This window comes from Pantoea sp. PA1 (assembly GCF_056856975.1).
Window position 1 is genome coordinate 13,917 of the sequence record NZ_JBXGEE010000004.1, and the last position, 12,615, is coordinate 26,531.

The window sequence follows — 12,615 nt, forward strand, 5'->3', positions numbered from 1 at the left end:
GCCGTCAGCGGTAAATTATGCTATTTTGCTCGCGTTTTCGTCAGGCTGACGGTACAAGGTTGGGTGATCCGGTTATCACCGCAGTAATACAGGCACAGGGATGCGATTAACCACAAAATTATCTGCGTTTATTACCTTTCTTAGCCTGCTGGCCATGTCACTGATGCTGGCTGGCTGCGCATTCAGTTTTTTCTGGTTCAGTCATCAGCGCGTGGAACATCGGGCACAGATCCTGGCGGTCCAGGTGGATCAGGCGATGCTCACCCAGACCCCGGATCAGCTGCATACCTGGCTCACGTCGATCATGCCAATTATGAATGCGGAGCAGATTTTACTGCACAACGGCAGGCAGACGCTCCTGACGCTCTCCCGTCATGAAAACCCGATGCTGGAAGATGAGCCCAACCGCTTTATCCAGTTCGAAGTGCCGCTGATGCATCAGACCGGCTTACAGCTGCGGGTTGTCACCCTCGATCCTGCCAAAACCTGGCTACGCTCCATCACCGGCACCTCGACGCTGGGCATTCTGTTTACCATCATACTGGTCATGAGTCTGATGCTGCTGATGATGCATCGCTGGCTCAGCCGTCAGTGGCGTGGCATGGAGCATCTCGAAGTGCGGGCCGAGGCGATTATCAACGGCGAACGCGGCGTCATGCCGAAGCGCGGCGTGGATGAGTGGCCGCCCAGGGCGAGCCGCGCGCTGGATCTGTTGCTGGTGGATGTGCAGGAAGCCGCCGAACAGCGTGTGCGTATCGACACGCTTATCCGCACCTTTGCCGCCCAGGATGGCCGGACCGGCCTCAACAACCGACTCTTTTTCGACAATCAGCTGGCGACGCTGCTGGAAGATCAGGAAGATGTGGGCACCCACGGCGTGGTGATGATGGTGCGGCTGCCCGATCTGGATACCCTGCAGGAGACGCTGGAGCCCGCGCTGGTCGACGAGTACCTCTTTAACTTCGTCAACATGCTCTCTACCTTTGTGCTGCGCTACCCAGGGGCGCTGCTGGCGCGCTATTTCCGCAGTGATTTTGCCGTGCTGCTGCCGCATCGCAGCCTTAAAGAGGCGAACAGCATTGCCGACCAGCTGATCAACGCGGTGGATTCACTGCCGCCGATGCGTCAGGTGAACCGTGATGATTTGATTCACATCGGCATCAGCGCGTGGCACAGCGGGCAGACCGTGCCGCAGGTGATGGAGAATGCCGAAATGGCCACCCGCCGCGCGGCGTTACTGGGCGGCAACAACTGGACCAACGGTGCAGGCAATCCGCAGGACGCCGGGCGGGGGAGTGTACGCTGGCGTACCCTGCTGGAGAATACGCTCAGCCGGGGTGGTCCGCGGCTCTATCACAAACCTGCCGTCAATATTGAAGGCAAGGTGCAGCACCGGGTGATGCTGACCCGCATCTTCGATGGCGACAAAGAGGTGCTGGCCGCCGAATATATGCCGCTGGTGCAGCAGCTGGGTATGGCGGATGCCTGGGATCGCCAGCTGATGACCCGCATTGCGGCCCTGTCTGAACTCTGGCCGGAAGAGACCCTGGTCATCCCGCTGACGATGTCCTCACTCCTGCAACGACCCTTTGTGCTCTGGCTGCAGAACATGCTGCTGCAGTGCCCGAAAGGACAAAGAAAACGATTTTTATTTGAACTTGCCGAGGCAGATGTCTGTCAACACATCAACCGCTTAACACCAGTATTCCGTGCGCTTAAGGCGTTTGGTTGTCGGGTGGCGGTGAATCAGGCCGGTTTAACCGTGGTGAGCAGTGCCTATATCCGGCAGCTGCCGCTGGAGCTGATCAAGCTGGATGCCGGCCTGGTGCGCAACATTGAGCGGCGCACTGAAAATCAGCTGTTTGTGCAGAGTCTGCTGGAAGTCTGTAAATCCACCGGCATTCAGGTGTTTGCCACCGGTGTTCGCACCCGATCAGAGTGGCAAACATTAGTGTCGCTGGGTATAGCAGGCGGGCAGGGTGATTTTTTTGCCCCTTCGCTTCCGGTTAACAGTAACGTGAAGAAGTATTCCCAACGTTACCGTATTTGATGAATTGCCGTCCTGATGACGGCAATTAGCGCTTTTTTGTCATGTTAAGTCTCGTCTGCACCCATAACCCGACTGCCGGAAATGTTAAATTTTATGTCGGGAATGGAAAGGCGAAAGGCGGAGAAAAGCAGGAGTGATGGCGTCTGGTCGCCATTCTGCCGATTTCTGTTACGGGTTCAGATGACTTAAACGCAATCAGGCCTCTTTTTTCACCGAAGCAGAACGTTTTTGCGCCTTGTGGCAGCTTCGTGTGGTTGGTAAAGTAAGCGGATTTTATTTTCCGCCCCCAGCTTGCAGGATTATCCCTTAGTATGTTTAAAAAATTTCGTGGCATGTTTTCCAATGACTTGTCCATTGACCTGGGTACCGCGAATACCCTGATTTACGTAAAAGGACAGGGCATCGTGCTGAACGAGCCTTCCGTGGTCGCTATTCGCCAGGATCGTGCCGGTTCGCCGAAAAGTGTCGCGGCCGTAGGTCATGACGCCAAACAGATGCTCGGCCGTACGCCAGGCAATATCGCCGCTATTCGTCCGATGAAAGATGGCGTTATCGCTGACTTTTTCGTTACCGAAAAGATGCTGCAGCACTTCATCAAGCAGGTTCACAGCAACAGCTTTATGCGTCCCAGCCCACGCGTGCTGGTTTGCGTTCCCGTCGGTGCCACCCAGGTAGAACGTCGTGCGATTCGTGAATCCGCTCAGGGCGCAGGCGCGCGTGAAGTCTTCCTGATTGAAGAGCCTATGGCTGCCGCAATCGGTGCAGGCCTGCCTGTTTCCGAAGCGACCGGTTCAATGGTAGTCGATATTGGTGGCGGTACCACGGAAGTGGCGGTGATCTCACTGAACGGCGTGGTTTACTCCTCCTCTGTCCGTATTGGTGGCGATCGCTTCGATGAAGCTATTATTAATTATGTGCGTCGTAACTACGGTTCACTGATTGGTGAAGCGACGGCAGAACGTATTAAGCATGAGATCGGTTCAGCTTATCCGGGCGATGAAGTCCGCGAAATTGAAGTGCGTGGCCGTAACCTGGCAGAAGGTGTACCGCGTGGCTTCACGCTGAACTCCAACGAAATTCTTGAAGCGCTGCAGGAGCCGTTAACCGGTATCGTTAGCGCGGTGATGGTTGCCCTTGAGCAGTGTCCGCCAGAGCTGGCCTCGGATATCTCCGAGCGCGGTATGGTGCTGACCGGTGGTGGTGCGTTACTGCGCAACCTGGATCGCCTGCTGATGGAAGAGACGGGCATTCCGGTTGTGGTTGCTGAAGATCCACTGACCTGTGTGGCACGCGGTGGCGGCAAGGCGCTGGAAATGATCGACATGCACGGCGGCGATTTGTTCAGCGAAGAATAATTGCCTCAACCGGTTAAGAACGCAACGATCATGCAGGGGAGTAGCATGTGAACCGGCGAAATCTGGCCGGTACAGTGCGTTCAGCCCAGGGAAGCGCGGTGGTCAGCCGTCGCTTCCTTACCCGTTGTCGAGGATCACGCAGATTATATGAAGCCGATTTTTAGCAGGGGGCCTTCCCTGCAGTTGCGTCTTTTCCTGGCGGTTGTCGTGGCGATTGCCATCATTATCGCCGACAGTCGTGTGGGGTCTTTTACCCAAATACGCAACTATCTGGATACGTCGGTCAGTCCGTTTTACTTCCTGGCGAATGGGCCACGTCAGCTGCTGGACGGCGTCTCAGAGTCGCTGGCATCCCGTCAGCAACTGGAGCAGGAAAACAAAGCGTTACGTCGTGAGCTCTTCCTGAAAAACAGTAACCTGCTAATGCTGGGGCAATATAAGCAGGAAAACGCACGCCTGCGTGAACTGCTGGGTTCACCGCTGCGTCAGGATGAGCAAAAGATGGTGACGCAGGTGATCTCTACCGGCACCGACCCTTACACCGACCAGGTGGTGATCGACAAAGGCAGCGTAAACGGTGTCTACGAAGGTCAGCCGGTCATCAGTGATAAGGGCGTGGTAGGGCAGGTCATCGCCGTCGGGCAGTTGACCAGCCGCGTTCTGCTGATCTGTGATGCGTCCCATGCGCTGCCGATTCAGGTGCTGCGGAATGATATCCGTGTGATCGCCGCCGGTAACGGCTGTACTGAAGATCTTCAGCTTGAGCATCTGCCGGGCAACACAGACATTCGCGTTGGTGATGTGCTGGTCACCTCCGGCATCGGGGGACGTTTCCCTGAAGGTTATCCGGTGGGTGTGGTCTCCTCTGTTAAAGTGGATACCCAGCGCGCTTATACGGTGATTCAGGCGCATCCGACAGCCGGTCTGCAGCGTCTGCGCTATCTGCTGTTGCTGTGGGGAGCGGATCGCAATGGCGATATGCCGTTACCGCAGGATGAAGTGCATCGCGTCGCGAACGAGCGTCTGATGCAGATGATGCCGCAGGTGTTACCGCCTGCCGGGGAGATGGGACCGCCTGCACCTTCTGCACAGATGGGCCCGCCGGCCCCTTCCGGTAGCAGCAGCGGACAGAGCAGCAGCACCACGCGTTCACGCGGGGGCCAGCCTTGAGTCGATATCGCAGCCAGGGACGTTGGGTCATCTGGCTCTCTTTCCTGGTTGCGCTGATCCTGCAGATCATGCCGTGGCCGGATGAGATCTACATGTTCCGCCCCTCATGGCTGCTGCTGATTCTGATCTACTGGGTGCTGGCACTGCCGCACCGGGTCAATGTTGGCACCGGATTTATGCTCGGTGCCATCATGGATCTGATTGCCGGGTCTACACTCGGCGTGCGTGCCCTGGCGCTCAGCATCATCGCCTACCTTATCGCCTTTAAGTTCCAGTTATTCCGCAACTTAGCGTTGTGGCAGCAAGCGTTAATGGTTATGGTGCTGTCACTGGCGATGGATGTCATCGTCTTCTGGGCTGAATTCCTGGTAATCAACGTTTCATTCCGACCTGAAATTTTCTGGAGCAGTGTTGTCGACGGTATTCTCTGGCCCTGGCTATTCTTGTTAATGAGAAAAATTCGTCGTCAGTTCGCTGTTCAATAAGGAAATTTATGGTAACCCTTTATCTTGCTTCCGGTTCACCGCGTCGGCGTGAGCTGTTAACTCAGCTTGGGCTGACCTTCGAGCGCCTTGTGACGGACGTTGAAGAGCAGCGTCAGCCGGATGAAGCGGCAGAGGCCTATGTGCGCCGTCTGGCCAATGACAAAGCACAGGCTGGCGTCAGACTGGCCGCGCAGGATCTGCCGGTGCTAGGCGCCGATACCATCGTGGTGCTGAATGGCAGCGTACTGGAGAAGCCGCGCGATGCTGATGATGCCCGCGAGATGCTGCGCAAACTTTCCGGACAGTCGCACCAGGTGATGACGGCGGTGGCGCTGGCCGATCGTCAGCAGGCGCTGGATTGCGTGGTGACGACGGATGTGACCTTCCGCACCCTGACCGCCACCGACATCGACGACTATATTGCGACCGGCGAACCGATGGATAAAGCGGGAGCCTACGGAATCCAGGGCAGGGGCGGAAATTTTGTCCGCAAAATTAATGGAAGCTACCACGCGGTGGTCGGATTACCTTTGGTTGAGACAGCGGAGTTACTCAGCCATTTCCAGTCACTGCGTGCCGTAAGGGGTCACCATGACGGCTGAATTACTGGTTAACGTCACGCCTTCTGAAACGCGGGTTGCCTATATCGACGGCGGCATCCTTCAGGAGATTCACATTGAACGTGAGGCGCGGCGCGGCATTGTGGGCAATATTTACAAGGGACGAGTAAGCCGTGTACTGCCCGGCATGCAGGCCGCCTTTGTTGATATCGGCCTGGAAAAAGCCGCCTTTCTGCACGCCTCAGACATCATGCCGCACACCGAGTGTGTCGCGGGTGACGAAAAGAAAAATTTTGTTGTTCGCGACATCGCCGAGCTGGTGCGCCAGGGTCAGGATCTGGTGGTGCAGGTGGTCAAAGATCCGCTGGGTACCAAAGGGGCCCGGCTGACCACCGACATCACGCTGCCGTCGCGTTATCTGGTCTTTATGCCGGGGGCATCGCATGTGGGTGTCTCTCAGCGCATTGAGAGTGAAAAAGAGCGCGAGCGGCTCAAAGCGGTGGTGGCAGACTACTGTGACGACCTGGGCGGCTTTATCATCCGTACCGCCGCAGAGGGGATCGGAGAAGAGGAGCTGGCGCAGGACGCCGCGTTTCTCAAGCGTCTCTGGACCAAAGTCAGCGAACGCAAAAAGCGTAACCAGACCCGCTGCCTGCTCTACGGTGAGCTGGCGCTGGCGCAGCGTATTCTGCGTGATTTTGCCGGGGCCGCCCTGGATCGCATCCGGGTCGACTCCCGTCTGACCTGTGAAATGCTGGTGGAGTTTACTGCGGAATATATTCCGGAGATGGCGGGTAAGCTGGAGCTCTACAATGGCAAACAGCCTATCTTTGACCTGTTTGATGTCGAAAATGAAATTCAGCGCTCGCTGGATCGTAAGGTTGAACTGAAGTCGGGTGGCTATCTGATCATCGATCAGACCGAAGCGATGACCACCATCGACATCAACACCGGTGCCTTCGTCGGCCACCGTAATCTGGATGAGACGATCTTTAACACCAATGTGGAAGCGACGCAGGCGATTGCCCGCCAGCTGCGACTGCGTAATCTGGGTGGCATCATCATCATCGACTTCATTGATATGAATAATGAAGATCATCGGCGCCGGGTGCTGCATTCGCTGGAGAGCGCACTCAGCAAGGATCGGGTGAAAACCGGGATTAATGGCTTTTCGGCACTGGGGCTGGTGGAGATGACGCGCAAGCGAACCCGCGAAAGCATCGAGCATATCCTCTGTCAGGATTGCCCGGTCTGTAAGGGACGCGGCACGCTGAAAACGGTTGAGACGGTCTGCTATGAGATTATGCGTGAGATTGTCCGCGTTCATCACGCCTACGATTCCGATCGCTTCCTGGTCTATGTTTCGCCGACGGTGGGGGAGGCGCTGAAAAGCGATGAGTCTCATGCCCTGGCGGAGGTCGAAATCTTTGTCGGCAAGCAGGTTAAAGTGCATGTCGAAGCGCTCTACACTCAGGAGCAGTTCGACGTTGTCATGATGTAACGCCGGCCCGCGCGCTGGTTTCTCCGGCTGCCGGGCTGAAAAAACGCCCTTGTTTGGGATAAAATGCGTGTTTTACCGCTTTTGTCTGAAGACGGTCGGGTACGAGAGCCAACTATCCGTCGTTTGCGGAACACAAGGAGAGGCGTGAGTGAGGCAGTTGCCGAGGATTTTGTTACTGCTGGTCGCGGCAATCATCGTGATTGTCGCGCTGCTGGTCAGCGGATTGCGTCTGGTGATGCCGCATCTCGACAGCTATCGCAGCAACCTTCTGCAATTTATCTCCGATCGCAGCGGCGTTCCGGTCAGCGCCAGTCAGCTGCAGGGCAAATGGGAAAATTTCGGTCCCACCCTGCAGGTTCGCGATCTCAGCGTCGATCTCCGCGAGAACGGCAAACTCACCATCTCACGCATCAATCTTGCCCTCGACGTCTGGCAATCCCTGCTGCACTGGCGCTGGCAGTTCCGCGACCTCACTTTCTGGCAGCTGCATCTCGACACGAATCGTCCCTTACTCGACAACGATAAAGAGAAAAACAGTTTCCGTCCGGCGCAAATCAACGAACTTTTCCTGCGGCAGTTTGACCACTTTGACCTGCGCGACAGCACCATCGGTTTCCGCACGCCGTCCGGTCAGCATGCCGAGCTGGCCATTCCGCGCCTGACCTGGCTGAATGAGAAAACCCGCCACCGGGCAGAAGGGGAAGTGAGCCTGTCGAGCTTTACCGGCCAGCACGGTGTGGTTCAGGTGCGGCTCGATCTCAACGACAGCAACGGTTTACTGAATGACGGGCGTATCTGGATGCAGGCCGACGATGTCGATGTGCGTCCGTGGCTGGGTCGCTGGATGCGCGACAATACCCGGCTCGACAGCGCCCGCTTCAGTCTGGCGGCGTGGGTGAACCTGCGCGATGGCGACATCTATGCCGGCGATCTGCTGTTGCGTCAGGGCGGTGCCAGCTGGCAGGGCGAGAGCGGACCACACCGGATTGAGGTTGACGGGCTGACCGCGCATCTGTCGCGCTTCCGGAATGGCTGGGTGGTCAATGTGCCGCAGACCCGCCTCAGCACCGACGGCCAGACCTGGCCCGCCGGTCACTTCTCCCTGCTCTGGCGTCCTGAGGATAAGCAGATGTCGGGCACTGACGGCCAGCCTGAGGTCCGGGTGCGCGCCACACAGCTGGTGCTGCGTCATCTTGCCCCTGTTATTCCCCTTTTCGCACCGCTCTCTCCGGCGCTGTTTGAAAACTGGCAGAAGTTACAGCCACAGGGCACCGTTGAGGGACTGGCGCTGGATATCCCGTTAGAACAGCCAGAAAAGACCCGCCTGCAGGTGAAATGGCACGATTTCAGCTGGCAGCAGTGGAAGCTGCTGCCGGGCATCAGTCGGTTGAGCGGGGAGGCTCGCGGCAGTCTGAGCAATGGTCAGGTCAGTGTGGCGATGGGAACCGCCACCGTTCCCTATGGTGACATGTTCCAGGCACCGCTGGAGATTAAACGGGTCACCGGGGCGCTGCGCTGGCTGCGCGATGAACATGGCCTGACGCTGGCGGGTGAGGATCTGGATCTGCAGGCGCGCTCACTCCGGGCGCGGGGCGACTTCAGTTATCAGCAGAACCGTGGCGCGGAGCCGCGTCTCGATATTCTGGCCGGTATCCGGGTCACTGATGCAGGCGATGCCTGGCGCTATTTCCCGGTGCCGCTGATGGGCAGGGGACTCACGCACTATCTGAGCGGGGCCGTGAAGGGGGGCAAAGTCGACAACGCCACGCTGCTATTTGCCGGTAATCCGGCGCTGTTCCCGTTTAAACACAACGATGGCATGTTCCAGGTCTGGGTGCCGCTGCGCCAGGCGACTTACGCGTTTCAGCCTAAATGGCCGGCGATCAGCAATCTGGATATCGACCTCAACTTCCTGAATGACGGACTGTGGATGCATGCCCCGCTCGCCCGGCTGGGTGACGTTGAAGCGCGCAACGTCAGCGCGGTCATCCCTGACTATCTGAAAGAGAAGCTGATCATCGATGGGGATATCCATGGCGAAGGCCCGCAGGTTGCGGACTATTTTCAGCAGACTCCGCTGAAGTCGTCGCTGGGTGCCGCACTGGAGCAGCTGCAAATCACGGGCGGCGTAGGGGGTCATCTGAATCTCGATATTCCGCTGGACGGTAAGCAGGTGCACGCGCGCGGCAATGTCGATCTGCATAACAACTCGCTGTATATCAAACCGTTAAAAACGACTATCGCTAACCTCTCTGGCCGCTTCCGTTACGATAACGGCAATCTGGCCAGTGAAGATTTGCAGGCGAACTGGTTTGGTCAGCCCCTGGGCGTCCGGTTCAGCACCACCGAGAACCCGGATGATTTTGGCGTTAACGTCAAACTGCAGGGCGACTGGCAACCGGCCAGAATCAGCCCGATTCCGGCCGCCGTCAGTAAGCAGCTGGGCGGACATCTGCCCTGGCAGGGGAACGTCGATATCACGCTACCCCATCATGGCGGAGCGCGCTATGAAGTTGCCCTGAACGGCAATGCAAAAGAAGTGAGTAGTCGCTTACCTGCACCGCTCGACAAGAAAGCCGGTGAGACGATGCCGGTTACCATTGAGGCCAGCGGCGACCTGAACCACTTCGATCTCAGCGGCAGCGTCAGCGCAAACCACCGTTTTAACAGCCGCTGGCTGCTGGAGCCGACGCTGCGCGTGGATCGCGGCATCTGGCTGAATGATGCCCAGAAGAAACCCGAGCTGCCCGACCAGGCCGGAATGGTGCTGAATCTGCCTGCGCTGGATGGCGAAGCCTGGGTCGGGATGCTGGCAGCCGGAGGCGCGACGGGCGGCAGGTCGTCAGGTGGCGGCAGCGATTTCCAGACCGGCGGCGTGACGCTGCCCGGCAATATCACGCTGCGCAGTCCGGCGGTCACGCTGGCGGGGCAGCAGTGGCATGAGGTTGAGGCGACGCTGGCACAGCGTTCAGCCGGCAGTGGCAACGTCAGCGTCAGGGCGCAGGAGCTGCGTGGTGAGCTGTCAATGGCACCACAATCCCCGTGGCAGGTGAATCTGGATTACCTTTATTACAATCCGCAGTGGAACAGCGAGACGGCCAGAGGCAGCAAAGCGAGCACTCAGCAGGCCAGTAATATTGATTTCAGTCAGTGGCCGGCTCTGCAACTGCGCTGTAAGGAGTGCTGGGTACTGGGGCAGAAATATGGTCAGGTCTCTGCGATGCTGCAACCCAAAGGGGATACGTTAGCGCTTACTAACGGCAAGGTGGATACCGGCAGCTCACAGCTGAAAATCAGCGGGGAGTGGGTGAATCGCCCGAACGACCCGCGTACCTCGCTAAAGGGCACGCTGAAAGGTCCTAATATCAATAATGCGACCAACTGGTTTGGCGTAAATACGCCGCTGCGTGATGCGCCATTCGACATTGCCTACGACCTGCACTGGCGGTCGGCGCCGTGGCAGCCCTCCGCAGAGACGCTGAGTGGCACCCTCAAAACACACTTTGGCAAAGGCCAGATTGCGGATGTGGACACCGGCACGGCTGGTAAGATCCTGCGACTGGTAAGCTTTGATGCACTGCTGCGCAAGCTGCGCTTCGATTTCAGCGACACCTTTACCAACGCGTTCTATTTCGATTCGATTAATGGCACGGCCTGGATCGAGAACGGCGTGATGCGCACCGATAATCTGCTGGTGGATGGGCTGGAAGCTGACATCGCTATGCAGGGCAATCTCGACCTGGTGAAGCGTCAGATCGATATGGAAGCGGTGGTGGCACCGGAGATCTCCGCCTCGGTGGGTGTCGCGACCGCCTTCGCGATTAACCCGGTGGTGGGCGCGGCGGTTTTCGCCGCCAGTAAGGTGCTGGCTCCCTTGTGGAACAGGATATCGTTGCTGCGTTATCACATCAGCGGGCCGCTGGATAAACCGGAAATCAATGAAGTGCTGCGTAAACCGCGTGAAACAGACAACAAGTGAATTTGACGCCGTACCGGAATTACCGCAGGCTATGATTATCTGAGCACATAATGAGTGAGAAACGATGACTCTGAACCTGGTAAGTGAGCAGTTACTGACTGCTAACGGCATTAATCAGCAGGACCTATTTTCCCTGTTAGGGCAGCTTTCAGAACGTCGTCTGGATTATGCCGACCTCTATTTTCAGTCCAGCTTCCACGAATCCTGGGTGCTGGAAGACAAAATCATTAAAGATGGCTCTTACCATATCGACCAGGGCGTGGGCGTTCGCGCGGTCAGCGGTGAAAAAACCGGCTTCGCCTATGCAGACCAGATTACGCTGAATGCGCTGCGTCTCTCCTCTGACGCCGCTCGCAGCATTGTCCGTGAACAGGGCAACGGCAAGGCACATACACTTTCTGCCGTCATGAACCGTTCGCTTTACCCGGCGGTCGATCCGCTAAACAGCCTGACGCGTGAAGAGAAAATTGCGCTGCTGCATCGCGTTGACCAGGTCGCCCGAGCGGCGGACCCGCGCGTGCAGGAGGTCAATGCCAGTCTGACCGGCGTTTACGAGCAGGTGCTGGTGGCTGCGACGGATGGCACGCTGGCGGCGGATGTCCGTCCGCTGGTGCGTCTCTCTGTCAGCGTCCAGGTGGAAGATCAGGGTAAACGTGAGCGCGGCGCCAGCGGCGGCGGTGCACGCACCGGTTATGCGTTTTTCCTGGCCGATGAGAATGGCGAAGTGCGTGCTGACGCCTGGGCGCGTGAAGCCGTTCGCATGGCGCTGGTTAATCTCTCTGCCGTGGCGGCCCCGGCGGGCGCATTGCCGGTGGTGCTGGGCGCGGGCTGGCCTGGCGTGCTGCTGCATGAAGCGGTGGGGCACGGTCTGGAAGGCGACTTCAATCGCCGTGGCACCTCCGTGTTCAGCGGTAAAATCGGTCAGCAGGTCGCGTCAGAACTCTGCACCGTGGTGGATGACGGCACCCTTGAAGGGCTGCGGGGTTCACTGGCGGTCGATGACGAAGGCGTGCCGGGTCAGTACAACATGCTGATTGAGAATGGCGTGCTGAAAGGCTACATGCAGGACAAGCTGAATGCGCGACTGATGGGCGTCAGCCCGACCGGTAACGGTCGCCGCGAATCCTATGCGCATCTGCCCATGCCGCGTATGACCAACACCTATATGCTGGCCGGCAAATCAACGCCGCAGGACATCATCGAAAGCGTTGAATATGGCATCTATGCGCCCAACTTTGGTGGCGGCCAGGTGGATATCACCTCCGGCAAGTTTGTCTTCTCCACCTCAGAGGCCTATCTGATTGAGAAGGGCAAGATCACCAAACCGGTTAAAGGTGCAACCCTGATCGGCTCCGGTATTGAAGCGATGCAGCAGATCTCGATGGTCGGTAATGACCTGGCGCTGGATAAAGGCGTGGGCGTCTGCGGCAAAGAGGGGCAGAGCCTGCCGGTCGGTGTGGGTCAGCCAACGCTGAAGCTGGACAAACTCACCATCGGCGGCACCGCCTGATGTGA

Annotated in this window: 8 protein-coding genes; all 8 read left to right on the plus strand. The window is 57.9% G+C overall.

Features of this window, described 5'->3' with window-relative positions; translation table 11 throughout:
- Window positions 1–100: 100 nt before the first annotated feature.
- The 8 genes from csrD to tldD all read left to right on the plus strand — a co-directional run bounded on the left by csrD (window position 101) and on the right by tldD (window position 12,610).
- Window positions 101–2,050 carry an RNase E specificity factor CsrD gene (gene csrD, locus AC1V0D_RS15650; RefSeq protein ID WP_058956523.1) on the plus strand — a complete coding sequence of 650 codons (1,950 nt, stop codon included), beginning with the start codon at window positions 101–103 and terminating at the stop codon, window positions 2,048–2,050.
- A 311-nt stretch (window positions 2,051–2,361) separates the two neighbouring features.
- A complete protein-coding gene (gene mreB / locus AC1V0D_RS15655; RefSeq protein ID WP_003855260.1) occupies window positions 2,362–3,405 on the plus strand; it encodes a rod shape-determining protein MreB in 1,044 nt (347 codons plus the stop codon).
- A 147-nt stretch (window positions 3,406–3,552) separates the two neighbouring features.
- On the plus strand, window positions 3,553–4,575 hold the full coding sequence (gene mreC, locus AC1V0D_RS15660; RefSeq protein WP_009087515.1) for a rod shape-determining protein MreC: 1,023 nt from the start codon (window positions 3,553–3,555) through the stop codon (window positions 4,573–4,575).
- On the plus strand, window positions 4,572–5,060 hold the full coding sequence (gene mreD, locus AC1V0D_RS15665) for a rod shape-determining protein MreD (protein WP_009087513.1): 489 nt from the start codon (window positions 4,572–4,574) through the stop codon (window positions 5,058–5,060). The genes mreC and mreD overlap by 4 nt, the downstream gene beginning before the upstream one ends.
- An 8-nt stretch (window positions 5,061–5,068) precedes the next feature.
- Window positions 5,069–5,662: a Maf family protein gene (locus AC1V0D_RS15670; RefSeq protein WP_167429631.1), complete on the plus strand. Its 594-nt coding sequence runs from the start codon at window positions 5,069–5,071 to the stop codon at window positions 5,660–5,662.
- The gene (rng, locus tag AC1V0D_RS15675; RefSeq protein WP_009087509.1) at window positions 5,652–7,121 is read left to right on the plus strand and encodes a ribonuclease G; all 1,470 of its coding nucleotides are present in this window, start codon (window positions 5,652–5,654) and stop codon (window positions 7,119–7,121) included. The genes AC1V0D_RS15670 and rng overlap by 11 nt, the downstream gene beginning before the upstream one ends.
- Window positions 7,122–7,269: 148 nt before the next feature.
- Window positions 7,270–11,100 carry an AsmA2 domain-containing protein YhdP gene (gene yhdP / locus AC1V0D_RS15680; RefSeq protein ID WP_482907741.1) on the plus strand — a complete coding sequence of 1,277 codons (3,831 nt, stop codon included), beginning with the start codon at window positions 7,270–7,272 and terminating at the stop codon, window positions 11,098–11,100.
- Window positions 11,101–11,164: 64 nt separating this feature from the next.
- Entirely contained in the window at window positions 11,165–12,610 is a 1,446-nt protein-coding gene (gene tldD / locus AC1V0D_RS15685) for a metalloprotease TldD (protein WP_009087505.1), read from the plus strand.
- Window positions 12,611–12,615 lie beyond the last annotated feature (5 nt).

Excerpts from the sequence above, each read along its gene's own strand:
- csrD (WP_058956523.1), top strand. The coding sequence starts at position 101 with ATGCGATTAACCACAAAATTATCTGCGTTTATTACCTTTCTTAGCCTG.
- mreB (WP_003855260.1), top strand. The coding sequence starts at position 2,362 with ATGTTTAAAAAATTTCGTGGCATGTTTTCCAATGACTTGTCCATTGAC.
- mreC (WP_009087515.1), top strand. The coding sequence starts at position 3,553 with ATGAAGCCGATTTTTAGCAGGGGGCCTTCCCTGCAGTTGCGTCTTTTC.
- AC1V0D_RS15670 (WP_167429631.1), top strand. The coding sequence starts at position 5,069 with ATGGTAACCCTTTATCTTGCTTCCGGTTCACCGCGTCGGCGTGAGCTG.
- rng (WP_009087509.1), top strand. The coding sequence starts at position 5,652 with ATGACGGCTGAATTACTGGTTAACGTCACGCCTTCTGAAACGCGGGTT.
- tldD (WP_009087505.1), top strand. The coding sequence starts at position 11,165 with ATGACTCTGAACCTGGTAAGTGAGCAGTTACTGACTGCTAACGGCATT.